Annotated in this window: 30 protein-coding genes; 6 read left to right on the plus strand and 24 right to left on the minus strand. The window is 54.1% G+C overall.

What is annotated here, in order from left to right; all coding sequences use genetic code 11:
- Positions 1-8: 8 nt before the first annotated feature.
- Entirely contained in the window at positions 9-674 is a 666-nt protein-coding gene (locus ACP7IZ_RS01625) for an ankyrin repeat domain-containing protein (protein WP_035351775.1), read from the plus strand.
- 60 nt (positions 675-734) lie between these two features.
- Here the strand turns inward: ACP7IZ_RS01625 and ACP7IZ_RS01630 are convergent, their stop codons facing one another.
- The 3 genes from ACP7IZ_RS01630 to ACP7IZ_RS01640 all read right to left on the minus strand — a co-directional run bounded on the left by ACP7IZ_RS01630 (position 735) and on the right by ACP7IZ_RS01640 (position 2,898).
- Positions 735-1,838 carry a site-specific DNA-methyltransferase gene (locus ACP7IZ_RS01630; protein WP_006116023.1) on the minus strand — a complete coding sequence of 368 codons (1,104 nt, stop codon included), beginning with the start codon at positions 1,836-1,838 and terminating at the stop codon, positions 735-737.
- Positions 1,835-2,482: a ribonuclease HII gene (locus ACP7IZ_RS01635; RefSeq protein WP_006116024.1), complete on the minus strand. Its 648-nt coding sequence runs from the start codon at positions 2,480-2,482 to the stop codon at positions 1,835-1,837. The genes ACP7IZ_RS01630 and ACP7IZ_RS01635 overlap by 4 nt, the downstream gene beginning before the upstream one ends.
- Before the next feature lie 110 nt (positions 2,483-2,592).
- Entirely contained in the window at positions 2,593-2,898 is a 306-nt protein-coding gene (locus ACP7IZ_RS01640) for a CsbD family protein (RefSeq protein ID WP_003628207.1), read from the minus strand.
- Positions 2,899-3,010: 112 nt separating this feature from the next.
- On the opposite strand from ACP7IZ_RS01640, the gene ACP7IZ_RS01645 reads away from it, so the two are divergent.
- The 5 genes from ACP7IZ_RS01645 (at position 3,011) to ACP7IZ_RS01665 (ending at position 13,872) form a co-directional block, all read left to right on the plus strand.
- A complete protein-coding gene (locus tag ACP7IZ_RS01645) occupies positions 3,011-4,405 on the plus strand; it encodes an MFS transporter (protein ID WP_426847586.1) in 1,395 nt (464 codons plus the stop codon).
- A 173-nt stretch (positions 4,406-4,578) separates the two neighbouring features.
- Positions 4,579-5,814, plus strand: coding sequence for an efflux RND transporter periplasmic adaptor subunit (locus ACP7IZ_RS01650; protein ID WP_426847587.1), 1,236 nt, complete (start codon positions 4,579-4,581; stop codon positions 5,812-5,814).
- Positions 5,811-9,002: an efflux RND transporter permease subunit gene (locus ACP7IZ_RS01655; RefSeq protein WP_426847588.1), complete on the plus strand. Its 3,192-nt coding sequence runs from the start codon at positions 5,811-5,813 to the stop codon at positions 9,000-9,002. Before ACP7IZ_RS01650 ends, ACP7IZ_RS01655 begins: the two co-directional genes overlap by 4 nt.
- Positions 8,999-12,307: an efflux RND transporter permease subunit gene (locus ACP7IZ_RS01660; protein ID WP_426847590.1), complete on the plus strand. Its 3,309-nt coding sequence runs from the start codon at positions 8,999-9,001 to the stop codon at positions 12,305-12,307. The genes ACP7IZ_RS01655 and ACP7IZ_RS01660 overlap by 4 nt, the downstream gene beginning before the upstream one ends.
- On the plus strand, positions 12,307-13,872 hold the full coding sequence (locus ACP7IZ_RS01665; protein WP_019090060.1) for an efflux transporter outer membrane subunit: 1,566 nt from the start codon (positions 12,307-12,309) through the stop codon (positions 13,870-13,872). Before ACP7IZ_RS01660 ends, ACP7IZ_RS01665 begins: the two co-directional genes overlap by 1 nt.
- Before the next feature lie 87 nt (positions 13,873-13,959).
- Here ACP7IZ_RS01665 and ACP7IZ_RS01670 read toward each other — a convergent pair whose 3' ends face one another.
- The 21 genes from ACP7IZ_RS01670 to rplN all read right to left on the minus strand — a co-directional run bounded on the left by ACP7IZ_RS01670 (position 13,960) and on the right by rplN (position 26,242).
- Positions 13,960-14,136, minus strand: coding sequence for a DUF1328 domain-containing protein (locus ACP7IZ_RS01670; RefSeq protein WP_006116031.1), 177 nt, complete (start codon positions 14,134-14,136; stop codon positions 13,960-13,962).
- 58 nt (positions 14,137-14,194) lie between these two features.
- A complete protein-coding gene (locus tag ACP7IZ_RS01675; RefSeq protein WP_035351594.1) occupies positions 14,195-14,428 on the minus strand; it encodes a hypothetical protein in 234 nt (77 codons plus the stop codon).
- An 82-nt stretch (positions 14,429-14,510) separates the two neighbouring features.
- Positions 14,511-15,329, minus strand: a complete 819-nt coding sequence (locus ACP7IZ_RS01680; protein WP_124295264.1) for an ABC transporter ATP-binding protein — start codon at positions 15,327-15,329, stop codon at positions 14,511-14,513.
- Complete coding sequence (locus ACP7IZ_RS01685) at positions 15,317-16,081, minus strand: ABC transporter permease (protein WP_426847591.1); 765 nt, start codon at positions 16,079-16,081, stop codon at positions 15,317-15,319. The genes ACP7IZ_RS01680 and ACP7IZ_RS01685 overlap by 13 nt, the downstream gene beginning before the upstream one ends.
- On the minus strand, positions 16,078-17,139 hold the full coding sequence (locus ACP7IZ_RS01690) for an ABC transporter substrate-binding protein (protein ID WP_426847657.1): 1,062 nt from the start codon (positions 17,137-17,139) through the stop codon (positions 16,078-16,080). The genes ACP7IZ_RS01685 and ACP7IZ_RS01690 overlap by 4 nt, the downstream gene beginning before the upstream one ends.
- Before the next feature lie 177 nt (positions 17,140-17,316).
- Positions 17,317-17,742: a 50S ribosomal protein L17 gene (rplQ, locus tag ACP7IZ_RS01695; protein WP_006116036.1), complete on the minus strand. Its 426-nt coding sequence runs from the start codon at positions 17,740-17,742 to the stop codon at positions 17,317-17,319.
- 34 nt (positions 17,743-17,776) lie between these two features.
- Positions 17,777-18,796 (minus strand): DNA-directed RNA polymerase subunit alpha, encoded by a 1,020-nt coding sequence (locus ACP7IZ_RS01700; protein WP_003622752.1) that lies wholly within the window; start codon positions 18,794-18,796, stop codon positions 17,777-17,779.
- A 110-nt stretch (positions 18,797-18,906) separates the two neighbouring features.
- A complete protein-coding gene (gene rpsK / locus ACP7IZ_RS01705; protein ID WP_003622750.1) occupies positions 18,907-19,299 on the minus strand; it encodes a 30S ribosomal protein S11 in 393 nt (130 codons plus the stop codon).
- Between the two features lie 66 nt (positions 19,300-19,365).
- Positions 19,366-19,743: a 30S ribosomal protein S13 gene (rpsM, locus tag ACP7IZ_RS01710; protein WP_006116037.1), complete on the minus strand. Its 378-nt coding sequence runs from the start codon at positions 19,741-19,743 to the stop codon at positions 19,366-19,368.
- 113 nt (positions 19,744-19,856) lie between these two features.
- A complete protein-coding gene (locus tag ACP7IZ_RS01715) occupies positions 19,857-20,525 on the minus strand; it encodes an adenylate kinase (protein WP_063353862.1) in 669 nt (222 codons plus the stop codon).
- Positions 20,522-21,880: a preprotein translocase subunit SecY gene (gene secY / locus ACP7IZ_RS01720; RefSeq protein ID WP_003628215.1), complete on the minus strand. Its 1,359-nt coding sequence runs from the start codon at positions 21,878-21,880 to the stop codon at positions 20,522-20,524. Before secY ends, ACP7IZ_RS01715 begins: the two co-directional genes overlap by 4 nt.
- Before the next feature lie 135 nt (positions 21,881-22,015).
- Positions 22,016-22,504: a 50S ribosomal protein L15 gene (gene rplO / locus ACP7IZ_RS01725; RefSeq protein ID WP_006116040.1), complete on the minus strand. Its 489-nt coding sequence runs from the start codon at positions 22,502-22,504 to the stop codon at positions 22,016-22,018.
- A 1-nt stretch (position 22,505) separates the two neighbouring features.
- Positions 22,506-22,691: a 50S ribosomal protein L30 gene (gene rpmD / locus ACP7IZ_RS01730; protein ID WP_003622738.1), complete on the minus strand. Its 186-nt coding sequence runs from the start codon at positions 22,689-22,691 to the stop codon at positions 22,506-22,508.
- Positions 22,684-23,259: a 30S ribosomal protein S5 gene (gene rpsE / locus ACP7IZ_RS01735; RefSeq protein WP_006116042.1), complete on the minus strand. Its 576-nt coding sequence runs from the start codon at positions 23,257-23,259 to the stop codon at positions 22,684-22,686. Before rpsE ends, rpmD begins: the two co-directional genes overlap by 8 nt.
- 15 nt (positions 23,260-23,274) lie before the next feature.
- Entirely contained in the window at positions 23,275-23,637 is a 363-nt protein-coding gene (rplR, locus tag ACP7IZ_RS01740) for a 50S ribosomal protein L18 (protein ID WP_019090051.1), read from the minus strand.
- Positions 23,637-24,170, minus strand: a complete 534-nt coding sequence (gene rplF, locus ACP7IZ_RS01745; RefSeq protein WP_003622732.1) for a 50S ribosomal protein L6 — start codon at positions 24,168-24,170, stop codon at positions 23,637-23,639. The genes rplR and rplF overlap by 1 nt, the downstream gene beginning before the upstream one ends.
- A gap of 10 nt (positions 24,171-24,180) precedes the next feature.
- Positions 24,181-24,579: a 30S ribosomal protein S8 gene (gene rpsH, locus ACP7IZ_RS01750; RefSeq protein WP_003622730.1), complete on the minus strand. Its 399-nt coding sequence runs from the start codon at positions 24,577-24,579 to the stop codon at positions 24,181-24,183.
- A gap of 9 nt (positions 24,580-24,588) precedes the next feature.
- On the minus strand, positions 24,589-24,894 hold the full coding sequence (gene rpsN / locus ACP7IZ_RS01755) for a 30S ribosomal protein S14 (RefSeq protein WP_003622728.1): 306 nt from the start codon (positions 24,892-24,894) through the stop codon (positions 24,589-24,591).
- A 79-nt stretch (positions 24,895-24,973) separates the two neighbouring features.
- Positions 24,974-25,543 (minus strand): 50S ribosomal protein L5, encoded by a 570-nt coding sequence (rplE, locus tag ACP7IZ_RS01760; RefSeq protein ID WP_003622727.1) that lies wholly within the window; start codon positions 25,541-25,543, stop codon positions 24,974-24,976.
- A gap of 10 nt (positions 25,544-25,553) precedes the next feature.
- On the minus strand, positions 25,554-25,874 hold the full coding sequence (gene rplX, locus ACP7IZ_RS01765; protein WP_003622726.1) for a 50S ribosomal protein L24: 321 nt from the start codon (positions 25,872-25,874) through the stop codon (positions 25,554-25,556).
- Positions 25,874-26,242 carry a 50S ribosomal protein L14 gene (gene rplN / locus ACP7IZ_RS01770; protein WP_012812770.1) on the minus strand — a complete coding sequence of 123 codons (369 nt, stop codon included), beginning with the start codon at positions 26,240-26,242 and terminating at the stop codon, positions 25,874-25,876. Before rplN ends, rplX begins: the two co-directional genes overlap by 1 nt.
- Positions 26,243-26,253: the final 11 nt, after the last annotated feature.

Consider the following 26,253-nt stretch of genomic DNA (forward strand, 5'->3'; position numbering starts at 1 on the left):
AGTGGGGTGTGCGGTCTCTCCACTTTCACACCATTATGCGGTGTGATAGCATGACGCATACGTGTAATGATGGACAGACAATGACCCGTTTCTGCCGCCTTGCTTCTTCTGCCGTGCTTATGGGCAGTTTTGCCTGCTTTGCCACCACTCCTGTCTGGGCGCAGGCACAAGGGGGCGATGAAGCAGCTGCTGCTGAAGACGCCAAAAAGGCGGAAGCCGCGCAGGCTGCCAAACAGGCTGCCCCGCCCACCAATATTCCTGGTGCATCAGGCTTGGATGAAGATGACGGGGATAAATCCAACAAGGATGTGGAACCCACAGCCGCCCTGTTTGATGCCATTAACCGTGGCAGCATTTCTGCTGCAAAAGATGCCATTAACCGTGGGGCGGATCTGAACGGGCATAATATTCTGGGTCAGACACCACTGGATATGTCTATCGACCTCAACCGTAACCCCATTACCTTCCTTCTGCTATCCCTCCGCACTCCGGCAGATAACCCGCGTTCTTACGGTGGCAGCATGGATGGTGGTTCCGAACCTGTTGTTTCTGGTGGCATCAACAATGCCCGTTATGAGCAGGACGAACAGAAGCAAATACAAGAACGGCGGTACGATAGCACAGGCGGCACCGCACAACCTTCTGTGGGCTTTTTGGGCTTTGGCGGCAGCTAAAACGCTGCCTTTTTATATCTGTTTTTAAAGTATATTCTTACGCCTTAGAAAACAGCGCAGTTATGCCTGCGCTGTTTTCTGGAGCGTTTCCTGCCGCAGCACATCAAGCTGCAACAATTCCCCTGCCCGTTCAAAATACCAGAATGTCCAGCCATTGCAGGAAGGGGCATTTGTAAGCTGCGCACCCAACTTGTGGATGGAACCACGCTTGGTACCATTTACCAACGTGCCATCGGGCGAAACAGTCGCATGTACGCGGCGTTTTTTGTCACACACCACCGTACCTGCAGCAATAACCCCTTGCTCTACCAATGAGCCGAAAGGAATACGCGGGGCTTCACGCTTATCCTGAGTGGTCTGCACTGCATCGGCTTCCAGCGGCGTTTCAGCGGCCACACGCGCCATGGCAGCTTCTACATAATCCGGGTGGCGTTCAATACCAATGAAATGCCGCCGCAAACGGCGCGCCATGGCAGCCGTGGTGCCCGTGCCGGAAAATGGGTCTAGAATAACATCGTTTACCGTGGTGGAAGCCAGCAGCACGCGGTGCAGCAGGCTTTCGGGTTTTTGGGTCGGATGCAGCTTCAACCCGTGCTCATTCCGCAGGCGCTCATTGCCTGTGCACAGGGGCAGATACCAGTCTGAGCGCATCTGCACATCATCATTCAGCGCCTTCATGGCCTGGTAGTTAAAGCGGTACCGGCTATCCTGCCCACGCGCAGCCCAGATAAGGGTTTCATGTGCGTTGGTAAAACGCCGACCACGGAAATTGGGCATGGGGTTGGATTTACGCCACACAATGTCATTGAGAATCCAGAAGCCCAGATCCTGCAAAATGGCGCCAATGCGGTAGATGTTATGGTAGGAGCCAATCACCCAAATTGTGCCATCCTTGTGCAGCACACGGCGGGCTTCTGCCAACCATGCACGGGTGAAGCGGTCATATTCTTCCAGATCAGAGAATTTGTCCCAGTCATCATCCACGCCATCCACCAGCGTATCATCTGGGCGGCGTAGCTCCCCCCGCAACTGGAGGTTGTATGGCGGATCTGCAAACACGCAATCCACAGAACCAGAAGGCAGGGAACGCATGGTTTCCACGCATTCACCACGGAGGATCTGATCAATAGGGAGTTCCATGGATGCTGATTTTGCGCCGCTCATACCTGCTTCTCCGCCGAATAATGTTCTTCTAGCTGCCGGCGCACTGTGCCGAACGTCTTTCTATGGTGCGGTGTAATGCCCACGCTGATCAGCGCCTTGCGATGAACAGCCGTGCCGTAGCCCGCGTTTTTCTCCCAGCCGTAATCAGGCCAGCGCGCATCCAGCCGGGCCATGGCGCGGTCTCGCACCACTTTGGCCACAATAGATGCCGCAGCAATAGACAGGCTTACCCTGTCTCCGCCCACAATAGCCTGTGCGGCGCAGCCAAAATCCGGCAGCTTGTTGCCATCCACCAGCACGTGGTCTGGCAGGCGCGGCAGGCGGCCTACCGCCCTTTGCATGGCCAGATGGGCTGCATGATGGATGTTCAGCTTATCGATTTCCGCAGTGGAAGCTGCCCCAATGCCGATTTCAATACCCGGCACCTGCGGCAGGCGTTCCGCTATGGCTTCGCGCACAGCTGGTTTTAATTTTTTGGAATCATCAATAACGGCGGCAAGATCAGCAGGCACACCAGCACCAAACACCACGGCGGCAGCAACCACGGGGCCTGCCAGCGGGCCACGGCCCACTTCATCCACCCCGGCCACTCGGCCACCCAGCTGCTGTTCCCGCGTAAAGTCCGGCATTGCTTCTCTTTCCATCCATTTGATGCGACTCGGCTAAATTAACCGAGTCGCATCAACTGCGACTCCGCAGGGAAGGAGAAGCATTTTTTTACCTAGGAGCGCAAGAGTCCCGGTAAACTAAATTTTCAAGAACGCTTGCGACGGGGGAAGATCAGCCAGCCCAGAACAAGGCCAATAGCGGATACAATACCCAATGAAAGCAGGGGCTTATCCCGCACAAAGGTTGCTGCCTTTTCCAGCACGCCTTCACCTTCTTCGTACAGGTCTGCAAAATCCTGCTGCATGTGGCCAGCAAACTGATCGAACTTACCTTCGGCCTGCATGCCAATATTACCTGTCAAACCGCCGACTGCATCTTTAACATGGCCTTTGGCATCTGTTGCTGCGCCTTCAACCTTGCTTTCAACATTCTTGATTTTATCTTCAGCCATGACTTTTTCCTTAAACTTTGAGTGCAATCCTGCCCGCCTGCTTGCCGTAACAAAACAGTGCTTGCAGGATCATAGGTTGCATCAGACCGCAAAAACACGTTTCTGACTAGGCATGCCACGCCCGACCAAAGCGCAGTTCACCGCCCTGATCGTTGCCTCCATGATGTTTATGGAACAGCTTGATGGCACCATTCTGGCAACAGCTCTGCCTTCTATTGCTAACAGTTTACACGTTGATACAGTTGCAACCTCTGTTGCGCTCACATCGTATATTATTGGGTTAGCTATTTTCATACCGGCTTCTGGTGCGTTGGCAGACAGGCTGGGCAGCCGTTCCGTGCTGATGGCGGCCATTTGCATTTTTGTCGCCAGCTCTCTGTTTTGCGCTCAGGCAAACTCCCTTCCCTTTCTGGCCTGCATGCGCACGCTGCAAGGTATTGGCGGCGCCCTTATGGTGCCCATAGGGCGGCTTGTGATTATCCGCAGCACACCGCGTGATCAGCTTGTGCGCACCATGACGTGGATGATGTTGCCCGCAACGCTTGGCCCTTTGCTTGGCCCGGTGGTTGGTGGATTTATCACCACATGGTTTTCATGGCGGTGGAATTTTTACCTCAACATTCCTATCGGGCTGGTCGGGCTGGGGCTTACGTGGCGCTTTATTCCACAAATTCGCGAGCCCTCACCAGCGCCGTTTGATTTAAAGGGCATGGTACTGGCTGGGGGTGGGCTGGCGCTGCTTTCTGTTTTTGCAGAACTATTCAGCCACGCAGAAGGCGCAATAACTTTGCGCGTGGTTATGCTGGGCGCAGGCAGCCTTCTGATGGCCCTTTACTGCATCCATGCCTTTCGTATTCCCGCGCCATTGCTAGATTTCCGGCTCATGCGCATTCCCACATTTCGGATTTCTGTTTTTGCGGGCGCGGCCTCACGCGTGGCTGTGGGTTCGCTGCCCTTTCTCATGCCATCCTTTCTGCAAATCGGCATGGGGCTCAACGCGGCACAAAGCGGGCTGGTGACATTTACAGCCCCCATTGGAGCGTTAATAACGCGGCCCTTTGTACCCGCCATTTTGCGGCGCTGGGGCTTTCGTAAAGTGCTGATGTTCAATGGCGTTTCCGCTGCTGTCGTTTTTACACTGGTGGCGAGCTTTCGGCTGCCGCATGCCTTGTGGCTTTTTTCGCTTATTTTGGCATGTGCCGGAGCTGCGCAAGCTATCCAGTTTTCCGCTTACAACACCATTGCCTATGCTGATGTGCCAGCAAGTAACATGAGCGCTGCAACCAGCCTGTATTCCACCATGCAGCAGATCATGCTTTCTGCTGGCATATGTATTGCTGCGGGCACGCTTACCGTGCTGGGGCAAATATATGGCCACACAACACCCACTTTGGGCGATTTTTCCGCAGGTTTTCTGGCAACCGGGGCTGTATCTCTTCTGGCTGTGCCATTTGCGGCAAGCCTTGCACCTTCTGCCGGGGCCTCCATGAGCGGAAACAAACGTTAAAAAACGTAACAAGCCCTTCCCATATCCATGTGGTACGTTTTACGGTGAAAGCAGGACCTCCTGCTTTCCGGCCCACATCACTTCTCTCAGATGGATTATAAAACCTTATTCTGACCTTTATTTTCCTGTCTGAACCAATATTCCTTATTTTTAGGTAATACGCAGCGCGCCACATGGATGAACATCAGCCAGCCTCTCCCGTTTCTCCGTCTTCACCATCTCCGCGCCCTCCCCGTAAAAAACGGATGTTACTTGCAGGCATAGCTCTGGCAGGCGCATGCGTGCTGGCCTTTGCCTTCCTGCGCCCGCATGGAGACACCAGCAGCGGAACGCATAAAAAGGGCAAACACCACACGGCTGATGCATCTCAGGCGCAGCCCGTTGCCGTGCAAACGGTGCATAGTGGCTCCATGCCCGTGGTGTTTACCGAGTTGGGAACGGTTATCCCCATTACCAACGTGACCGTGCAAACCCGCGTGGAAGGCTACCTGATGAACGTGCTGTTTACGGAAGGGCAGCACGTACACAAAGGTGACCTGCTGGCGCTGATAGACACCCGCCCCTATGAGGTGCTGCTAGCCCAATATGAAGGCCAACTTGCTGCAGATAAAGCCCAGCTTGCACAGGCACGCGTAGATAGCGCGCGTTACCAGCGCCTGATCCGGCAGGACAGTATTGATGCTAAAACGGCCAAGGATCAGCAGTTTATCGTGCAGCAACTGGAAGGCACGGTAAAATCCGATCAGGCTTTGGTGGATAACCAGAAGCTCCAGATCACTTACTGCCATATTATTGCACCCGTAGATGGCCGTATTGGCATACGTGCTGTGGATAAGGGCAATTACGTTACGGCGGGTCAATCTGGCGGGCTGGCTATTCTAACGCAGATGCAGCCTATCTCTGTTATCTTCACACTCCCGCAGGATCAGCTTCCCGAAGTAGCGGAAGAGCTACGCACCCAAAAATCCCTTTCCGTAGAGGCATGGAACAGTTCCAATACGCAAAAAATTGCGGATGGCACCGTCAGCACCTTGGATAGTGAAATAGATACCTCCACCGGCACCGTGCGCCTGCGTGCCATCTTCCCCAACACGGATGAGCATCTGTTTCCCAACCAGTTTGTAAATGCCCGCCTGTTGGTTAAAACACTTAACAATGTGCTGCTACTGCCCACAACAGCAGTGCAAACTGGCCCCAATGGCCTATTTGTTTACGTTGTAAAGGCCGATAACACCGTTGAAGTGCGGCCCGTTACCACGGGCACATCAGATGGCACCAACATTGTTGTTCCCTCTGGCCTGAAGGATGGTGACAGAGTGGTAACAGATGGCACAGACCATCTGCGTGCCGGCATTAAAGTCACCATTCCTGCACAAACCACTCCAGCATCGGATTCCGCGGCAAAGTGAACCCCTCAGCCCTTTTTATTCGCAGGCCGGTTGCCACTACTCTGCTTATGCTGGCCATTTTTATGGCTGGCCTGCTGGGCTACCATTTTCTGCCCGTTTCCGCCCTGCCGCAGGTAGATTATCCAACCATTACGGTTGAAACATTCTACCCCGGCGCTGGGCCAGATGTCATGTCCACCTCTGTAACTGCCCCGCTGGAAACCCAGTTTGGCCAGATGCCGGGGCTGGACCAGATGACATCACGCTCATCTGGTGGGGCATCGGTTATTACCCTGCGTTTTGCGCTGGATACTTCCATAGATGTGGCGGAGCAGGAAGTTCAGGCAGCCATTAACCAGGCCAACTCCCTGCTGCCAACAGATCTGCCAGCCCCTCCGGTTTACGCCAAGGTAAACCCGGCGGATACGCCTGTGCTGACACTGGGCATTACATCCTCCACCATTCCGCTGCCAGAAGTGGAAGACTACGTGGATACGCGTCTGGCGCAAAAAATCAGCCAGATTTCCGGCGTGGGGCTGGTAACGCTTTCTGGTGGCAACCGCAAAGCCATTCGGGTGCGGGTTAACATTCCCAAGCTTACATCCTACGGTATGGATCTGGACACGTTGCGCACCACCATTGGCAACGTGAACGTAAACTCCCCCACCGGTACGTTTGATGGCCCGCAAAAGGCCGCCACGTTGCAGGTGGATGGGCAGATTACCAGTGCAGATGTGCTGCTTAATCAGGTTATCGCCTATCAGAACAACGGCCCTATCCGCCTGCGTGATGTCGCAACGGTGGTTGTTGGTGCGGAAAACACGCAGCTTGCGGCGTGGTCCAACCTTACACCTGCGCTGATCATGAACGTGCAGCGCCAGCCCGGCGCCAACGTAATTTCCGTGGTGGACAACGTAAAAGCCACCCTGCCTGCCCTGCGGGAAACGCTGCCTCCGGGTATTGATATTACCCCGCTAACAGACCGCACCACCACCATTCGCGCCTCTGTGTCCGATGTGCAGGGCGAACTGTTTTTATCCCTCGCGCTGGTTGTGGCGGTTATTTTTGTATTCCTGCGCAATATCCCTGCCACCATTATTCCCAGCCTGTCTGTGCCGCTTTCCATTATCGGCACGCTGGCAGTGATGTATCTGCTGGATTTCTCGCTGGATAATCTTTCGCTTATGGCGCTAACCATCGCCACCGGCTTTGTGGTGGATGATGCCATTGTCATGATCGAGAACATCTCCCGCTACGTGGAGGCGGGAGAAGACCGTATGACAGCCGCCCTGAAAGGGGCCGGGGAAATTGGCTTTACCATTATCTCGCTCACCATCTCGCTGATTGCGGTGCTTATTCCGCTGCTGTTCATGGGCGATGTTGTGGGCCGCCTGTTCCATGAATTTGCGCTTACGCTGGCCGTTACCATCATTCTGTCTGCTGTGGTTTCGCTCACACTGGTGCCGATGATGTGCGCGCGTATTCTTTCTGAACGTGTGCATGATGCCGGTTCTGCCACAACAGCATTCCAGCGCTGGTCTGCCCGGATGGAAGACTACACGGAAAAGCTGATTGCCGGGTATGACCGCATACTGGATGTGGTGCTGGCCCACCGCGTGCTAACCTTGTGCGTGGCTGTAGGTACACTGCTGCTTACAGGTGTGCTGGCGTGGGTTATCCCCAAAGGGTTCTTTCCCGCGCAGGATACGGGGGTTATCCAGGGTATTTCTGTTGCCTCACAAACCATCTCGTTTGAAAGCATGAAAGAGCATCAGCAAGAACTTGCCAAAGTGCTGCTGAAAGACCCGGATGTGGTCTCGCTTTCTTCCTTTATTGGGGTGGATGGGCAGAACGCCACGCTTAATCAGGGCCGGTTTCTTATCAACCTGAAACCACATGATGACCGCACAAGCACAGCGGCGCAAATTGCCCGGCGGCTGGCCGATGAAACCTCACAGGTAGCCGGTATCAAGCTGTATATGCAGCCTATTCAGGATCTTTCTCTGGATACAACAGTTACGGCTACGCAATACCAGTTCCTGCTTGAAAACCCGGAATACGGTGCCTTTGAAACATGGGTGCCAAAGCTGCTGGACCGCCTGAAGCAGGAACCTGCGCTTTCTGATGTCACATCGGATTTGCAGGCATCTGGGCTGGTGGCAAAGGTTACGCTGGATAGAGCCACCGGGGCACGTTATTCCATCACGCCGCAAACCGTTGATAACGTGCTGTATGATAGCTTTGGCCAGCGGCAGATTTCTACCATCTATACGCAGTCCAACCAGTATCGCGTTATTCTGGAAGCAGACCCCAAGTTCCAGACCAACCTTTCCTCACTCTCCCAACTTTATCTGCCCGGTATCAGCGGCAATTCGGGGGAAAGTGTTTCTGGCCCTACGCGTTCACCCACTTCCGGCATGGTGCCGCTAGATGCCGTTACCACCGTTACGCAGGAAACAGCGCCCCTGCTGCTCACACATTTTGGGCAGTTTCCCGCCACCACCATTTCCTTTAATCTGAGCGATGGCTATGCGCTGGGAGATGCCACGGCCGCCATCCGCAAGGTGGAAAAAGAAATCGGGCTACCCTCCACCTTCCAGACATCATTCCAAGGCACGGCGGCCGCGTTTGAAGGCTCACTCAGCAATGAGTTGTTCCTTGTGGCTGCGGCGTTGATTGCCGTGTACATCGTGCTGGGCATTCTTTACGAAAGCTTTGTGCATCCGGTTACCATTCTATCCACCCTGCCCTCCGCCGCCATTGGAGCGCTGTTAACGCTGATGATTGCAGGCGTGGATCTGGATATTATGGGCATTATCGGCATTGTGCTGCTGATTGGCATTGTTAAGAAAAACGCCATCATGATGATCGACTTCGCACTGGAAGCCGAACGCGTGCATGGCATGGACTCCCTTCAATCCATCCGCACTGCCGCCACGCTGCGTTTTCGCCCTATTTTAATGACAACCCTTGCCGCCATGTTGGGTGCTGTGCCCATGGTGATCTCTCATGGCACGGGGTCCGAGCTGCGTTACCCGCTGGGGCTGAGCATTATTGGCGGGCTGGCACTTTCCCAGTTGCTTACGCTGTTTACAACGCCGGTTATTTATCTGGCGCTGGATACGCTGGCCCACAAGTTCAACGCCATGCGGCACCGGCACAGCCAGCCTTCTGCCCCACCTCCGGCTGATGGACATTCCACACCATGAGCATAAGCCGGCTGTTTATTGACCGGCCCGTGGCCACCATTCTGCTTACGGTGGCCATGTTGCTGGGGGGCATTTTAGGCTACCGCACTCTGCCGGTATCTGACCTGCCGAATGTGGATTTTCCGGTGATTATGGTGCAGGCCACGCAGGCCGGCGGCAGCCCGGAAGAAATTGCCAGTTCTGTAGCGGCCCCGCTGGAACGGCATTTGGGGCAGATTGCGGATGTGACGGAAATGACGTCACAATCCTCGCAAAACACCACGCGCATCATGCTGCAATTCTCGCTCTCGCGCGATATCAACGGCGCTGCGCGAGATGTGGAAGCCGCCCTTCAGGCAGCCCATGCGGATATGCCGTCCTCCCTGCGGCAAAACCCGACGTACCGCAAAGCCAACCCTAACGGCGCGCCCATTCTGATTTTAACCCTGACATCAGACACCCATACGCGCCCACAACTTTATGATTACGCCACCAATGTACTGGTGCAGCATCTTTCATCTGTAGAAGGTGTTGGTCAGGTAGAAATCAGCGGGAGTGCGCTGCCAGCTATCCGTGCAGAAATAAACCCTCTGCCGCTTTACCGCTACGGCATCAGCTTTGAAGACGTGCGCGCAGCTCTGGCCTCGGCCAATGCTCATACCCCCAAAGGTATTATTGACCAAGGCGGCATGCGCTTTACGCTGGATACGAATGATCAGGTAAGCAAAGCGCAGGATTATCGGGATCTGATTATCGCATGGCGCAATAATCGGCCCGTGCGGCTGGCGGATATTGCCCAAGTGCGTGATAGCGTGGAAGACCTGCGCAACGCCGGATATTACAATGGCCAGCCCTCGGTTATTGCCATCGTGTTCCCGCAGGCTGGGGCCAACGTGATCCATACAGTGGATCAGATCAACGCTAAGCTGCCCATGCTCAAGGCTGCTCTGCCCGGCGGGGTGGATTTGCACATAGGGTTGGATCGTTCCCTTACCATCCGCGCCTCTCTGGCCGATACACAGCTTACACTGGTTATTTCCGTGGTGCTGGTTGTGCTGATGGTGCTGCTGTTTCTGCACTCTGTTAGAATGACGCTTATTCCCGCCATTGTGGTGCCAGCTTCTATTGTGGCCACGTTTGGGGTAATGGCGCTGTTTGGCTATTCGCTGGACAATATGTCCCTTATGGCGCTTACGGTTTCCACCGGCTTTGTGGTGGATGATGCCATTGTGGTGGTGGAAAATATTGCCCGCTACATAGAACAGGGCCTTCCCCCGCGAGAAGCCGCCATAAAAGGTAGCGGCGAGGTAGCTTTTACCGTTTTCTCCATTTCCATTTCGCTGATTGCGGTTTTTCTGCCCATTTTGCTGATGGGTGGCCTTGCGGGCCGGTTGTTCCATGAATTCGCCATGACGGTCAGCATCACCATCATTATTTCCATGGTGCTATCTCTCACGCTTACCCCCATGATGGCCGCTTACCTGTTGGCCCCACGTGCGCCCGCGCTTGAAACGCAGGAACACGCACCGTTTTCTGCCCGTGTGGCGGCACGTATTACCCGTGCGCTAGATAAACTTCAGGCTGGATATGCGTATTCACTCGATGTTGCGCTGCGGCATAGCAAGCTGGTGTTGCTGAGCCTGCCCTTTACGCTGGCGCTGATTGTCGCGCTGTTTATTCTTATGCCCAAGGGCTTCTTCCCGGTAGAAGATACGGGCCTGTTGATGGGGCATTTGCAGGGGGATCAATCCATCTCGTTTGGCGCTCTCAGCAAAAAACTGGCTGATGTGCAAAAGGCTATTCTGGCGGAATCAGAAGTTAAAAGTGTTTCCTCCTTTATTGGTGGCCGCGGCTCTTCCAACCAAGCCAATCTGTTCTTGCAGTTGCAGGACAAAAGCGAGCGTTCTGATACCCCCACAGACCTTATCAACCGTATCAGCAAACGCCTGAGCAAACTGGTGGGGGCTGATTTCTTTCTGATGGAACCCGGCGCCGTACGTGCGGGCGCCCGGCAGAGCAACGCTTCCTACCAATACACATTGGAAGGTGAAAACGCGTCTGAGCTTTATACATGGACAGACAAGCTCCAAAGTGAATTACGCCGCCACCCACAGTTGACCGATCTTTCATCCGACGTGCAGCAGGGTGGTTCCGCCATGAGCGTGGATATAGACCGTGATACCTCCGCACGTGTCAGCATCACGCCGCAGTTGCTTTCCAACACGTTATACGATGCCTTCGGGCAACGCGCGGCCTCTGTCATCTACAACAGGCTCAATCAGTATCGCGTGGTGATGGAAGCTGACCCAGTGCTGTGGTCCAACCCCCATAGCCTGATGCAAGTGTGGGTTAGTGTGGCCGGTGGCACAGCGGGCGGTGGCACACAATCCAACACCATACGCGTGCGCAACACCAGCGGGCTGGATGAGGCCGGAAGCAGTTCAGCATCTTCCCTCAGTTCGGAATCCTTCAAAAACCAGATTGCCAACGCATTGGCGGGAGGCGCTGGGGCTTCCAACGGGTCTGCTGTCAGCACATCATCAGAAAGCATGGTGCCGCTTACGCTGGTTTCTCAGATTGTGCAGACACGTACACCCCTTTCGGTCAACCATCAGGGTATGGCTGTGGCTTCCACCATCTCCTTCAATCTGGCCAAGGGTGTTTCGCTTAGCACGGCAACGCAGATTATCAACGCCGCACAGGTTACGCTGCATATGCCATCCACCATCCACGGCAGTTTTGCGGGCAATGCCGCACAGTTCCAGAAAGCCGTGAATGATGAACCCCTGCTGATACTGGCAGCCTTGGCCGCGGTGTATATTGTTCTGGGTATTCTGTACGAAAGCTATCTGCACCCGCTCACCATTCTCTCCACCCTTCCTTCTGCTGGCGTGGGAGCCCTGTTGGCGCTGCAACTGGCTGGTGAAGAATTCTCGCTTATCGCCATGATCGGGGTGATTCTGCTGATTGGCATTGTGAAGAAAAACGCCATCATGTTGGTGGACTTTGCCCTTGTGGCAGAGCGTGAACATGGCATGTCTTCGCTTGAGGCCATCCGTACGGCCTGCCTGCTCCGCTTCCGCCCCATTATCATGACATCCGCTGCCGCAGCGCTGGGGGCGGCCCCGCTAATGATCACCAATGGCTATGGGGCAGAACTGCGCCACCCGTTGGGCATTGCCATTGTGGGCGGGTTACTCGTCAGTCAGGCCCTTACACTTTACACCACCCCTGTTATTTATCTTACGCTTGATACGTGGCGGCTGCGTGTTCAGAAAATACGCCTGCGCTCTTTCTTTTCTCGCACCTCCCGGCAGGATAGCTGATGGTTTCGCCTTCTTTTTCCAGCATGATGCTCAAACACAAAAAACTGTCCCGCCGCGCTGCCAGCCTTATGGCACCACTGGCGCTTATGGGCTGCATGGTTGGCCCCAATTATAAACGCCCTTCGGCCATTATCTCTCCGCAGTTCAAGGAGCTACGGCCTGCTGCTGGGTGGAACTATGCACAGCCCAGCTTGGCGGCCATTCCCAAAGGCGCATGGTGGACGCTTTATAATGATCCGCTGCTGAACCAGCTTGAATCTCAGGTGGAAATTAACAACCAGAACGTCGCGCAGTATGAGGCCAGATACCGCAATGCCCGCGCCGCCATTAACGCCATACGGGCAGAGCTGTATCCTACATTAAGCGGTGCCCTCTCCTTCAACCGGCAGAGTTCTGGCCGTGGCTCGCGCTCATCAGGCACGATTATTAACTACGGAGATACAACCTCCTCCGTTGCCTCCAACACCACAGAAAATACCTATGCAATGGGTGCTTCGGCCTCGTGGGATCTGGATTTGTGGGGCAATATCCGCCGTCAGATTCAGGCTCAGGTGACAGAGGCTCAGGCTTCTGCGGCTGATCTGGCCAATGCCAAACTCTCCTATCAGGCGCAGTTGGCAACAGCTTATTTTAACCTGCGGTATCAGGATAGCTTGCACGATCTGCTGCAAAAGAACGTAGATTTTTACGAACGCTCCTACCAGATTACCAAAAACCAGTATGATGCAGGTACGGCTGACCCCACCACCCTGATGCAGGCCAAAACCCAGCTTGAGCAAACACGCGCCCAAGCCACTGCAACAGATGCCGCCCGCGCAGGGTATGAACATGCCATTGCCATTCTGATGGGCAAATCTCCGGCGGATCTTTCCATTCCCCACGGTGCGCTTACGCGGGATATTCCGGCCATTCCTGTTGCCGTGCCCTCAGAGCTATTGCAACGCCGCCCAGATGTTTCTGCCGCAGAACGCAGGATGGAGGAATATAACGCCCAGATTGGTGCAGCACTTGCTGCGTTTTACCCGGATGTAAAATTAACAGCCAGCTACTCCTACAGTGGTGACCCGGTGGGGGCTCTGGTGCAAGTAGCCAACCGTATCTGGGCGCTAGGTGCTTCCGCTACGGAAACCCTCTTTGAGGGGGGCGCACGTACCGCCGCTGTGCGTGAAGCCAACACCAATTATAATTACTACGTAGCCGCCTACCGCCAGACCGTGCTGACAGCCCTGCAACAAGTAGAAGATCAGCTTGCCAACCTGCGCGTACTGGCAGACCAGGCAGACCAGCAGGCTGTTGCTGTAGAAGCCGCCAACAAGGCTGTGCAGATTTCCTTCAACCAGTACATGGCTGGCACCCAGATTTACACCACGGTTATTACAGCGGAAGTAACAGCCCTTTCCAATGCGGAAACGGCACTGCAAATTCAGCAAAGCCGTATTCTGGATTCCGTCACGCTTATTGAGGCTCTTGGTGGTGGGTGGGATGCATCCTCGCTGCCGAGCAAGGATTCCATGCAAACAGACAACCCGCTTCTGCCTTCCTTTATCCAAAAGGATAAAAACTAGGGCGTCCTGCTTTTGCAGCTGCACAAACAAAAACCCCCGGCCTTTTCAGACCGGGGGTTTTTTCATGCTCTGGCTATTCAGAAGCGGTTATTTTGTAATGGCACGCCCAGCCAACAGGGCCACCACCAGAAAAACAACGAACAGAATAATTGCGATAAAGAACAGGATTTTTGCCATTCCCGCGGCTGCGGAGGAAATGCCACCAAAACCGAACAGTCCCGCAATAAGGGAAATAACCAGAAAAAACAGTGCCAGCTTCAGCATGTAATCATCTCCTTCACACCTTCAGGCAGAGTTTTCTGACTGAAAATCTATCAAAATTTTAACGTCGCCGCCGGAGCAGGCCACCAACAATAAAGCTGAAAATTCCCACAACCGGCAGAATCAGGAATGGCTGGTCAATCACCACATCCCGAACAGCTTCCGTTGCAGCACAACGCTTGGCCGGGTTCATTTCATCATAACTGGGGAGCTGGCTGAACAAGCCTTCCGCACCATCCTGAACACGGCCAATACCTTCTTCCAGCGCGTAATCCTTTGTGTTGTCATCGCTCATGCGATGTCTCCCCATTTTGTTGCATGTGAACGCACGACACCCCAGAAAGGATGCGTGTGACTTTTATTTATATGCTTTTCAACTAAATTTCAGCAGAACGCCAGTACGGAGCACCACCGGGGTCTTTTTCCCCCGCAATCATGGCGCGCAAACGGGCCGCATAGGTTCTAAACACCGTGCTTTCGGGGTTTCTTTCATCCATCGTAATGGCAATTTCACCCGTAATACCTGCTGGTGGGCCGCCCGCAAGCACCACTACACGGGTAGCAAGGCGCAAGGCTTCCTCAATATCATGCGTTACAAACAGCACGGTTTTATGCGTTTGTTGCCAGATACGTTGAAGCTCCTCTTGCAGGCTGCTGCGTGTAATAGGGTCTAGCGCGCCAAAAGGCTCATCCATCAACAGCAGATCAGGATTGACTGTAAAAGCACGCGCAACCCCTACACGCTGCCGCTGCCCGCCAGACATACGGCGGGGCCACCGATCTGCCGCTTCCTCCAGCCCAACCAGTTTAAGCGCATCCATGGCGCGCGTGTGCTTTTCTTCACGCGTTAGGCCCAAGCCTTCCAGCCCGAATTCAACATTTTTCAGCACAGAGCGCCACGGCATCAGCCGCGCATCCTGAAAGACCAAGGCACGCCTGCGCCGTTTGGTGCCTGTTTCCTCTGCATCTGTTGTGCAGGCCGAACCACCCACTGTGCCTTCCGTAGGCTGCATGAGCCCCATAAACACGCGCAGAAGCGTGGATTTTCCCACACCAGATGGGCCTAAAAGCGCAACAAATTCACCTTGCTCCAATGTGAGGCTCACATTGCGCAACACAAAATTGGCTCCGCCATCGTGCGAGAGACCGACATTATCCAAGCTGGCAACGCTGTGTTTCTCGCTCATGGTTGCCACCTCAGCACGCGCTTTCTTACAAACCCGAACAGAAAATCAGTTACCGCATAAAGCAAAGCCATGGTGAGCATATAAACAACCACAACATCGGTTGCCAACAAGCTGGATGCCTGCATCATCCGCGCACCAATACCGGGAACGCCAAACAGTTCCGCCGCCACAACAGACATCCAGCCCTGCCCCAAACCTGTGCGCAGGCCAGACATAAGGCCGGGAGAAGCCGCAGGCAGCACCACCTTGAACAAACGCCCCAAAAAGCTGCCATGCCCAAAAGCGGCTGCCAGCTCATACAATTCTGGGTCCACCCCGCGCACGGCACTATGGGCCGCGTAAAAGTTGATCCAGAAAACTGAAATGGCAATCACAAAGGTGGCGCCCGATGTGTTCAGGCCAAACCACAAAATGGCAAAAGGCACCCACGCCAAGCCCGGCACAGGCCGCAGCAGCCGGACAATGCCTTCCAGCAAGCCATCCACAACCGCCACCATGCCGCACAGAATGCCTAAACCAGCCCCCAGCACGGAACCAATAAGCAGGCCCAACAGATAATGATGCAGACTATCTAAAATGGCCTGCTGCCAAAAGCCCCCGCGCACTTCATCCAGCCAGGCTGGCCCTAGTGAACTGGGAGCAGGCACCATACCAGAAGGCAGCAATCCTGTTCGAACTGCTGCCTCCCACCCTCCAAAAAAGACGATAAGCCCGATAAGACCTAACGCCCATTTTGTTGAAAACGAAACTTTATCCCTCACTGCTGGCTCTGCTTCCACATCTCCAGATCGAACAAGCCATCCACTGGCTCGGCCTTACGCAAAAGCCCCTGCTCAACCTCAAAATCCTGCAACTGGCGCACGCCTTCTACAATGCGTGCAGGATCACTCACAAAATGCTGGGCAGAACGTGCAAGGGCTTTTTGCAACACTTCTTCCTTCAGCATACCGCCACCCAGTGCTGTGCGCACGAAAGGAGCTGCTTCGTCCGGATGCTGAGACACCAACGTGTTGGCTTTAACAAACAGGCCTGTAAGCGTTTTTGCCCATGGCACTTCTGTTGGCTTTACAATAGCCAGAACAGAACCCGGCTGATCGGGCAGCATATCATGCCCGGTGGCCAGAATTCTGGCTTCCGGCACACGCATTTTTGCAACTGTTAAAGAAGGTTCGCGCAATACGGCGGCATCTACCGCACCAGCTAGAAAAGCCTGCTGTGCGGCATCAATATCCACACCGGCAATATTGATAACAGAGGCAGGCTGCGCAATATCGAGGCGTTTTTGCAGCCAGTAACGCAGCATGATATCCGGGACGGACCCGGCTGGCTGTGCGGCAACACGCGGCAAATGCCCCTGTTCCTGCTTGAACTTGGCAAAGCCATCCTTAATGATCTGAGCAGACAGACCACCTTCCTGCCCTTCTGGCACGATCTGCGCCAACGGGCCGCGGGCCACCAGCTCCAGTTCCTCAACCGAACCAGAGGCCACAACCTTAACATCCACACCATGCGCACGTGCCTGCAACAGCGGCAACACACCTGCCACGTAGGCATCAATACGCCCGGACACCAAAGCCTGAATAGCCTGAGGGCCAGAGCCAAAGCGCACAAGTTGCAGATCCAAACCAGCCTGCTTGGCCCAGCCTTCACCATCCAGAACAAACAGGGCGGATGAACCCAGAACAGGAATATACCCAATACGCACCGGGGTTCCGGCCCGTGCCTGCTGTGTCAGCCCTACAAAAAGCAGGCTGACCACCAGCATAATCCGCAGAAAAACTCGCCTCATAATGCCACCGTGTTTGTTTGCGCCATTCATTTTGCAATTACTAACGTGCCAGAAGGCTATATTGTCAATATACCATGTTGAAATGGTGTAAATTTTCCAGCCAATTTCACGATATAAAATCGCATCACTCATGCAATTATGAGAGCATAAAAAAAAAGGCCAGCCCATTTCTGAGCCAGCCTTTTTTCTAAAAACCAGATACGTGGCTTATGCAGCCAGATCCTGCTTTTCTTCTGCTTCCGGACGTGGGCCGCTGTCCTGCCCTTTGGCAGACACATCGCGATCAACCAGTTCGATAACAGCCATAGGTGCGGCATCGCCATAACGCACGCCAGCACGCAGAACGCGCGTATAACCGCCGTTACGAGCCTTGTAGCGTTCTGCAATAGCAGCAAACAGCTTTTTCACGATCACATCATCACGCAGCATGGCAAAAGCCTGACGGCGCGCATGCAGGTCGCCCCGCTTGCCCAGCGTAATCAGCTTTTCAACAACCGGACGCAGTTCCTTGGCTTTAGGCAGCGTGGTGGTGATCTGTTCGTGTTTGATCAGTGCAACAGCCATATTGCGAAACATGGCTGCGCGGTGAGAAGAAGTAACGCCGAGCTTTCTGCCGGCAATCCCGTGACGCATAGTTCAGTTCCTACGTATCGTGTGAAAAGTCAGATCAAAACGGCTCATCAAGCCGCTTTGCCAGCTCTTCAATATTTTCCGGCGGCCAAGCCGGCACATTCATACCCAAGGACAGCCCCATAGAAGTGAGAACTTCCTTGATTTCGTTCAGGGATTTCCGGCCAAAGTTCGGAGTACGGAGCATTTCCTGCTCGCTCTTCTGCACCAGATCCCCAATGTAGATGATGTTGTCGTTCTTCAGGCAGTTTGCACTACGAACAGACAGTTCAAGTTCATCCACCTTACGCAGCAGATTACGGTTGAACGGCAGATCATCTTCAGGCTCTTCAGCCTGCACAGGGCGCGGCTCATCAAAGTTAATGAACAGCTGAAGCTGATCCTGCAGAATACGTGCAGCCAAAGCCACAGCATCTTCAGGTGTTACAGCACCATTGGTTTCAACCGTCAGCAGCAGCTTATCATAGTCGGTTACCTGCCCCACGCGGGTAGGCTCAACTTTATAAGACACGCGCTTTACGGGGGAATAAATTGCATCCACCGGAATCAGGCCAATTGGTGCATCTTCCGGGCGGTTAGCCGCGGCAGGCACATAGCCTTTACCCATGTTAACAATAAATTCCATGCCCAGCTTAACGCCATCATCCAGCGTGCAGATAACAAGATCGGGGTTCATGATCTCGATATCATGGCCGGTCTGGATCTGGCGGGCACGCACTTCGCCGGGGCCTGTGGCCGTCAGCATCATACGCTTTGGCCCTTCGCCATGCATACGCAGTGCCAGCTGCTTGATGTTCAGCACGATGTCCGTGACATCTTCCCGAACGCCCGCAACAGACGAGAACTCATGCAGCACGCCGTCAATCTGCACAGCAGTAACAGCCGCACCCTGAAGCGAGGACAGCAGAACACGCCGCAGCGCATTCCCCAGTGTCATCCCGAACCCGCGTTCCAGAGGTTCTGCAACCACGGTTGCGATGCGTGCTGGCTCCACACCGGATTCGACCTCAAGCTTTTCAGGCTTGATCAGAGATTGCCAGTTTTTCTGAAGGACCAAGGTACCGGCCTTTCAATACGAAAAACCACTGCAATCGCAGCGATTTCTCTGAAGTGGACACAACAACCGGAAGACAGCTTAAATTGATAAGCTGCCTTCCTGCTCAGGACTTAGACGCGGCGACGCTTACGCGGGCGGCAACCATTGTGCGGAACCGGCGTCATATCGCGGATGGAGGTGATGGTGAAACCAACAGCCTGCAAAGCACGCAGTGCGCTTTCACGCCCTGACCCAGGACCGGAAACTTCGATTTCCAGAGTTTCCATACCATGTTCGCGAGCCTTGCGACCTGCGTCTTCCGCCGCAACCTGCGCCGCATAAGGCGTAGATTTCCGAGACCCCTTAAAACCCTGCGCGCCAGCGGAAGACCAAGAAATGGCATTCCCCTGTGCATCAGAGATGGTGATCATGGTGTTGTTGAACGTGGAGAGCACATGCGCCACGCCAGAAATAATGTTCTTACGCTCTTTTTTGCGAATACGCGGAGTTGCGGCTTTCGCCATGTCTTTTCTACCTCAGTCCCTGCCCAGAGCCTGCCGCAGCAGGGTTAGACATCCTAACCAGTTGGATTAGCGCGTTGCTTTTTTCTTGCCTGCAATCGCCACAGCCTTGCCCTTGCGCGTGCGAGCATTGGTGTGTGTGCGCTGACCGTGCACAGGCAGACCACGACGATGGCGCAGACCGCGGTAGCAGCCCAGATCCATCAGACGCTTGATGTTCATTGCGATTTCACGACGCAGATCGCCTTCAACGCGATACTTGCTGTCGATCAGTTCACGCACCTTCAGGATTTCGTCATCGCTCAGCTCGTTTACCCGCTTTGCTTCTGGAATTTCCAGAGCCTTGCAGATTTCAGCAGCCTTAGTTGCGCCAATCCCGTAAATATACTGAAGCCCGATAACAACCCGTTTGTTGGTCGGGACATTCACGCCGGCAATACGTGCCACGCCTTATACTCCTGTTCGCCCGCCTTAACCACGAACGCTCATAGCCCTTGGGGCAGATTTCACTTGGTGGCCGCGAAATATACCGGCCACCGCCACAAGTCAACGAAAACGGATCACTTTTTCGTGATCAACCCCTCGCTGGCAAGCGCATCTTCGATTTCGCCTGTCACTTCAGGGGCCGACAGCATGCCGTTAATTTTGTGCAGCCGTCCGGTTTTTTCATAAAACGGCAGAATCGGCGCCGTCAGTTTCCGGTACTCTTTCAGCCGTTCAACAACGGTTTCCCGCTTATCGTCCGCCCGGCGCTTGAACTCATGGCTACCGCAAGAATCACAGACCCCATCCACCTTGGGTGGGTTAGAGACCTCGTTGTACGTCTTGCCGCAGTTGCCACAAGTAAAGCGACCGGAAATCCGATCTGCCAGAATTTCTTCGTCCACATCCAGGAAGAGGACAGTATCAATTTTCTTCCCGTCTGAAGAAAGCATGCTGTCCAGCTCTTCAGCCTGCGCCAGCGTGCGCGGAAAACCATCCAGAATGAAACCATTCTGGCAATCCGCCTGCGCAATCCGGCTTTTCAGCATCGCAATAATCAACTCATCAGGAACCAGTTTCCCGGCATCCATAAGAGCTTTTGCCTGCTTTCCTGTTTCAGATCCCTTGGCCACTTCTGCGCGCAGCATATCGCCCGTAGAAATCTGAATCAGCCCATACCGCTCTTCAAGAAGTTTGGACTGTGTACCTTTTCCCGCGCCGGGAGGGCCCAGAAAAATAATATTCATCGTCTGATGATCCTCTGCTTCCTACCGCCGCGCGATTTACGCATCAGCCCCTGATATTGATGCGCCACCAGATGAGACTGAATTTGTGTCACCGTATCAATAGTTACAGACACAATAATAATCAGACTCGTTCCGCCAAAATAGAACGGTACGTTGTAGTGACTGATCAGGATCTGAGGCAACAGACAGACTGCCACCATATACGCTGCACCGATCGTGGTCAGACGGGTGAGAATTTTATCAAAATACGATGCTGTAGAAGCACCTGGGCGCACGCCAGGGATAAAACCACCCTGCTTTCTCAAATTATCGGCTGTTTCCGTCGGATTGAAGGTAACGGCCGCATAAAAATATGAGAAAAACACAATCATGGCAGCATAGAACAGCATATACAGCGGCTGCCCTTGCCCAAGTTCCTGCCCCAGAAAGGAAAGCCAGCCCGGCAGTGATTTGCCGTTCATAAAACCAGCAATCGTTACCGGAATCAGGAGCACTGAAGAGGCAAAGATCGGTGGTATAACGCCGGCCGTATTCACTTTCAGCGGCATATGGGTTGTGTCCCCTCCAAACATCCGCTGCCCCATCTGGCGCTTTGGATACTGGATAACAACCCGACGCTGCGCCTGTTCCATGAACACAATGAACATGATGGTAAGCGCTGCAAGAACCAAGAAAAGCAGCACAAAGAACGGCGAAAGCGCGCCCGTGTAACCAAGCTGGAAGAGGCTTGCCAATGCATGCGGCAAGTTTGCCACAATACCAGCAAAGATAATGAGCGAGATCCCATTACCCACACCACGCGCGGTAATTTGCTCACCCAGCCACATCAGAAACATGGTTCCGCCAACAAGCGTGGTTACGCATGAAAGCAAAAAGAACATACCTGGATGAACAACAGCAGCGCCTGCAGCGCTATGCACGTTCTCCAGCCCCACAGCTATCCCATACGCCTGAAACAGCGCGATAAGAACAGTTAGGTAACGTGTATACTGATTAAGCTTTTTACGCCCCTGTTCACCTTCCTTCTTGAGAGCCTCAAGAGAAGGCACAGCAGTAGACATAAGCTGCACAATAATAGACGCAGAGATATATGGCATGATGTTCAGCGCGAACACGGTCATACGCCCAAGCGCACCCCCCGTGAACATATTGAACATGCCCAGAATGCCACCCTGATGCTGCGCCAGAAGCTGCCCCATAACTGTGGCATCTACCCCCGGAACCGGGATGTATGTGCCCAAGCGGTAAACAATCAGCGCACCCAGCGTAAACCAGATTCGCTTTTTAAGTTCAGTCGCTTTGGCAAAAGAGCCTACATTAAAGTTGGCAGCCAGTTGTTCGGCCGCGGAAGCCATGCATCCGTCCTTTCATACAAACAGCGCCACCACGGCTGTGGAGACGCTGGCACAATCGCCTGAAAAATTCAGACAACATTCTGAGAAGGAACAAGAAAGGAGAACAGTGCGAACACTGCTCTCCTTTTTGCAACATCAGGAAGCGCTGGCTTCAGCAGCTTTAGGCTGCAGCAGCTTAACGCTACCTCCGGCTTTTTCTACTGCAGCAACAGCAGAAGCTGATGCACCAGAGACTTCAAACGTAACAGCTTTTGTCAGCTCACCTTCGGCCAGAATGCGCACGCCAGCATATTTGCCAGTGCCAACCAGACCTGCTTTTTTCAAAGCTTCTTCAGTAACAGGTGTGCCTGCTGCCAGTTTGCCATCAGCCAAGGCTTTTTCCACCGCGCCAAGGTTTACAGGAGCATAAACCTTGCGGAAGATGTTTTTGAAGCCACGCTTAGGCAGACGACGATAGATAGGGAGCTGCCCACCTTCAAACCCGTTCAGGGAAACCCCTTCACGTGCTTTCTGGCCTTTTACACCCCTACCAGACGTCTTACCCTTACCAGAACCAATACCGCGCCCAAGACGCTTTTTCCGGTAACGGGAACCTTCGTTATCACGAAGTTCGTTGAGCTTCATTTCAATCCTCCACCTTCACCAGGTGGGCCACTTTGCGTACCATACCCCGGACAGACGGAGTATCTTCCAGAACGCGTTCACGGCCAATCTTGTTCAGACCCAGACCGATCAAAGTTGCCTGCTGTCCAGGCTTACGTCCGTTACCGGACGCAATCTGCACAACCTTAAAGGTTTTCTTATCAGACATCAGCGGCCTCCGCAGCAACAGCCTGTTCACGCTTACCGAAGATTTCAGCAACCTTCTTACCGCGACGGCTAGCTACAGAACGTGGGCTTGCACAACGTGCCAGCGCATCAAAAGTTGCCTTAACCATGTTGTGCGGGTTCCGGGTGCCCAGAGACTTCGCAACCACATCGTTAATACCAAGGCTTTCGAATACAGCACGCATAGGACCACCAGCGATGATCCCCGTCCCTGCTTCGGCTGACCGCAGCACAACCTTACCGGCACCGAAGTGACCAGCAACATCATGATGCAGTGTACGGCCTTCCTTCATCGGGACACGGATCATGCCACGTTTGGCGCGTTCCGTAGCCTTACGAATTGCTTCAGGAACTTCGCGCGCCTTACCTGCACCGTAGCCAACACGCCCCTTCTGGTCACCAACAACAACCAGAGCAGCGAAAGCAAACCGACGACCACCCTTAACCACTTTCGCAACGCGATTGATGGTTACCAGCTTATCGACCAGTTCATCCCCTTCGCGTTCACGCTCACGGCCGCCTCGACCGCCTTCTCTTGGTTCACGAGCCATTCCGTGATCCTTTCCTCAGAAGGAGAGACCGCCCTCACGGGCCGCCTCTGCCAGGGCCTTGACGCGCCCGTGATAAAGATAAGACCCCCTGTCGAACACGACCTGAGATACACCTGCAGCAACGGCGCGCTGTGCAACCAGCTTACCGACAGCGCCAGCGCTTTCCTGCGTGGAACCTTTTTTCAGATCCGTCTGCAGCTCCTTATCCAAGGAGGACGCTGAGGCCAAAGTACGGCCCTGCGCATCGTCGATCACCTGAGCATAAATGTTCTTGCCAGACCGGAAAACAGACAGACGCGGACGCCCACCTGCCTTGCGGCGCAGCTGAAAACGGAGACGCGCCCGACGGCGGTTCCGCAATTCCTGCTGAGTGCTCATTATTTCTTCTTGCCTTCCTTACGACGAATGGTTTCCGTTTCGTACCGAACACCTTTGCCCTTGTAAGGTTCAGGCTTACGGAAGCTGCGGATATCAAGAGCCACCTGGCCCACCCGCTGCTTATCGATCCCTTCCACCACAATAGCCGTCGGACGCGGCGTAGAAATCTTGATGCCTGCAGGAATCGGATACACAACATCATGGGAGAACCCAAGGTTCATCACCAGATTGGAACCCTGCACAGCTGCACGGTAACCTGTGCCGTTAATTTCCAGAGCCTTAGAAAAACCTTCCGAAACCCCTTTAACAGCCGTTGCGATCAGAGCACGTGTTGTGCCCCACATCATGCGAGCCTGAGCAGCAGTGCCCACTGGCTGCACAACAACCTTACCATCCTGCACATCAACGGAAACATGTGAAGAAAGCGGCAGAGCCAGCTCCCCCAATTTCCCTTTGGCCTTCAGAACACCATCTGCAATAGCGATGGTTACCCCTGCCGGCACTTCAACAGGATACTTGCCTACGCGTGACATTTACCCCTCCTTAGAAAACACGGCAGAGGACTTCACCGCCAACATTGGCAGCACGAGCCTCAACATCGGAAAGAACACCACGCGGCGTGGAAAGGATGGAAACACCCAGACCTGCACAAACGCGAGGAAGTTCCTTAATTTTGGAATATACGCGACGACCAGGGCGTGAAACGCGCTGAATTTCGCGAATAACTGGCTCACCGTCAGTGTATTTCAGCTCAATATGCAGCTGAGCAATACCCTTACGGACGTCTTCACGCTTATAGCCACGAATGTAGCCTTCACGCTGCAGAGCTTCCAGAACACTCACGCGCAACTTGGAAGCCGGAGCAACACAAGCATTGTGACGCGCACGCTGAGCATTACGAATACGGGTGAGCATATCACCCAAAGGATCAGAAAGTGACATCTCGCGCCCTTACCAGCTTGCTTTAACCACGCCCGGAATCTGGCCTTCAGATGCCAGATCACGGAAAGCAATACGGCACAGTTCAAACTTGCGGTAGTTACCGCGAGAACGACCTGTCAGTTTGCAACGCAGACGAACCCGCACGCGCGAACCATTGCGCGGCAGTTCAGCCAACTTCAAAGACGCATCAAACCGATCCTCCACGGGAAGAGAACGATCCATAACGATATTTTTGAGAGCTACCCGCTTCTCTTTATCCCGTGCCGCCATGCGCGCGCGCTTTGCGTTACGCAGAATGGCAGAAGTCTTAGCCATACAAATTACCTCCGGAACCCTTCGAAAACCTTCGACGGTTTTCCAAGATCACACATTAAAACACCCAGAAGGGTCTGTATCATCCCAAGAAGGGAAGATCAAACGCCTTAAGCAGGGCCTTGGCTTCTGCATCTGTCTTTGCACTGGTTACGAACACCACGTCCATGCCGCGGATTTCATCTACCTTATCGTATTCGATTTCGGGGAAGATGATCTGTTCTTTCAAGCCCAGAGCAAAGTTACCACGACCGTCAAAACCTTTGGTAGCCGGCAGACCACGGAAATCGCGGATGCGCGGCATAGCAATGGTTACCAGACGATCAAGGAATTCATACATCCGTGCACGGCGCAGAGTGACCTTACAGCCAATCGGCAGACCTTCACGGATTTTGAAGCCCGCGATAGCTTTCTTCGCCACTGTTTTAACAGGCTTCTGACCAGCAATAAGCGCCATTTCTGCAACAGCAGCATCTAGCTTCTTCTGATCGCCAGCAGCCTCACCCACGCCCATATTCAGGACGATTTTTTCGAGGTGAGGCACCTGCATTTCATTTTTGTAACCAAACTGCTTACGCAGGTTGGCACGCAGTTCGCTTTCATACCGCTGCTGAAAGCGCGGCAGGGAACGACCTTCCTGTTTCGCACTCATTCGTAGCCCCTCAACCTTCAATAGCTTCGCCGGTCGCCTTAGCGATGCGAACTTTTTTGCCGTTTTCCAGCACTCGGAAACCAACTCGCGTCGGCTTTTTAGAGGCTGGATCAATCAGCTTCAGGTTAGAAAGGTGAATGGGTGCTTCACGGGTAATAATCCCGCTTTCTTCACCCATGCGGCGCGCACGCTGATGACGCTTGATTAGCGCCACACCACGCACAACAGCACGGTTTTCGGAAGGACGAACCTCCAGAACTTCTCCCTGCGTCCCCTTGGAGGAACCGCTGATGACGACAACCGTATCGCCTTTTTTAATACGGGCAGCCATTACAACACCTCCGGCGCGAGAGAGATGATCTTCATGAACTTCTTCGCACGCAATTCGCGCACAACCGGTCCAAAAATACGCGTACCAATCGGTTCCTGCTGCTTGTTAATCAGCACAGCTGCGTTTTTATCGAAACGGATGGCGCTACCATCAGGCCGACGGACTGGATAGGAAGTCCGCACGATAACAGCCTGGTGAACGTCGCCCTTCTTCACTTTCCCGCGGGGGATAGCTTCTTTGACGGAAACGACGATCACGTCGCCGACCGAGGCGGACTTCCGCTTGGAGCCGCCCAGCACCTTGATGCACTGCACCTGACGTGCGCCGGAATTATCGGCGACGTCAAGGTTGGTCTCGGGATGGATCATAACCTAAATAT

It is taken from the genome of Acetobacter sp. AAB5 (assembly GCF_050106715.1).
Classification (GTDB): domain Bacteria; phylum Pseudomonadota; class Alphaproteobacteria; order Acetobacterales; family Acetobacteraceae; genus Acetobacter; species Acetobacter oryzifermentans.

Bases quoted from the DNA above. Each gene is read 5' to 3' on its own strand.
- ACP7IZ_RS01630 (WP_006116023.1), bottom strand. From the start codon at position 1,838: ATGAGCGGCGCAAAATCAGCATCCATGGAACTCCCTATTGATCAGATC.
- ACP7IZ_RS01635 (WP_006116024.1), bottom strand. From the start codon at position 2,482: ATGGAAAGAGAAGCAATGCCGGACTTTACGCGGGAACAGCAGCTGGGT.
- ACP7IZ_RS01640 (WP_003628207.1), bottom strand. From the start codon at position 2,898: ATGGCTGAAGATAAAATCAAGAATGTTGAAAGCAAGGTTGAAGGCGCA.
- ACP7IZ_RS01645 (WP_426847586.1), top strand. From the start codon at position 3,011: ATGCCACGCCCGACCAAAGCGCAGTTCACCGCCCTGATCGTTGCCTCC.
- ACP7IZ_RS01650 (WP_426847587.1), top strand. From the start codon at position 4,579: ATGGATGAACATCAGCCAGCCTCTCCCGTTTCTCCGTCTTCACCATCT.
- ACP7IZ_RS01660 (WP_426847590.1), top strand. From the start codon at position 8,999: ATGAGCATAAGCCGGCTGTTTATTGACCGGCCCGTGGCCACCATTCTG.
- ACP7IZ_RS01665 (WP_019090060.1), top strand. From the start codon at position 12,307: ATGGTTTCGCCTTCTTTTTCCAGCATGATGCTCAAACACAAAAAACTG.
- ACP7IZ_RS01670 (WP_006116031.1), bottom strand. From the start codon at position 14,136: ATGCTGAAGCTGGCACTGTTTTTTCTGGTTATTTCCCTTATTGCGGGA.
- ACP7IZ_RS01675 (WP_035351594.1), bottom strand. From the start codon at position 14,428: ATGAGCGATGACAACACAAAGGATTACGCGCTGGAAGAAGGTATTGGC.
- ACP7IZ_RS01690 (WP_426847657.1), bottom strand. From the start codon at position 17,139: ATGAATGGCGCAAACAAACACGGTGGCATTATGAGGCGAGTTTTTCTG.
- rplQ (WP_006116036.1), bottom strand. From the start codon at position 17,742: ATGCGTCACGGGATTGCCGGCAGAAAGCTCGGCGTTACTTCTTCTCAC.
- rpsK (WP_003622750.1), bottom strand. From the start codon at position 19,299: ATGGCGAAAGCCGCAACTCCGCGTATTCGCAAAAAAGAGCGTAAGAAC.
- ACP7IZ_RS01715 (WP_063353862.1), bottom strand. From the start codon at position 20,525: ATGAATATTATTTTTCTGGGCCCTCCCGGCGCGGGAAAAGGTACACAG.
- secY (WP_003628215.1), bottom strand. From the start codon at position 21,880: ATGGCTTCCGCGGCCGAACAACTGGCTGCCAACTTTAATGTAGGCTCT.
- rplO (WP_006116040.1), bottom strand. From the start codon at position 22,504: ATGAAGCTCAACGAACTTCGTGATAACGAAGGTTCCCGTTACCGGAAA.
- rpmD (WP_003622738.1), bottom strand. From the start codon at position 22,691: ATGTCTGATAAGAAAACCTTTAAGGTTGTGCAGATTGCGTCCGGTAAC.
- rpsE (WP_006116042.1), bottom strand. From the start codon at position 23,259: ATGGCTCGTGAACCAAGAGAAGGCGGTCGAGGCGGCCGTGAGCGTGAA.
- rplR (WP_019090051.1), bottom strand. From the start codon at position 23,637: ATGAGCACTCAGCAGGAATTGCGGAACCGCCGTCGGGCGCGTCTCCGT.
- rplF (WP_003622732.1), bottom strand. From the start codon at position 24,170: ATGTCACGCGTAGGCAAGTATCCTGTTGAAGTGCCGGCAGGGGTAACC.
- rpsH (WP_003622730.1), bottom strand. From the start codon at position 24,579: ATGTCACTTTCTGATCCTTTGGGTGATATGCTCACCCGTATTCGTAAT.
- rpsN (WP_003622728.1), bottom strand. From the start codon at position 24,894: ATGGCTAAGACTTCTGCCATTCTGCGTAACGCAAAGCGCGCGCGCATG.
- rplE (WP_003622727.1), bottom strand. From the start codon at position 25,543: ATGAGTGCGAAACAGGAAGGTCGTTCCCTGCCGCGCTTTCAGCAGCGG.
- rplX (WP_003622726.1), bottom strand. From the start codon at position 25,874: ATGGCTGCCCGTATTAAAAAAGGCGATACGGTTGTCGTCATCAGCGGT.
- rplN (WP_012812770.1), bottom strand. From the start codon at position 26,242: ATGATCCATCCCGAGACCAACCTTGACGTCGCCGATAATTCCGGCGCA.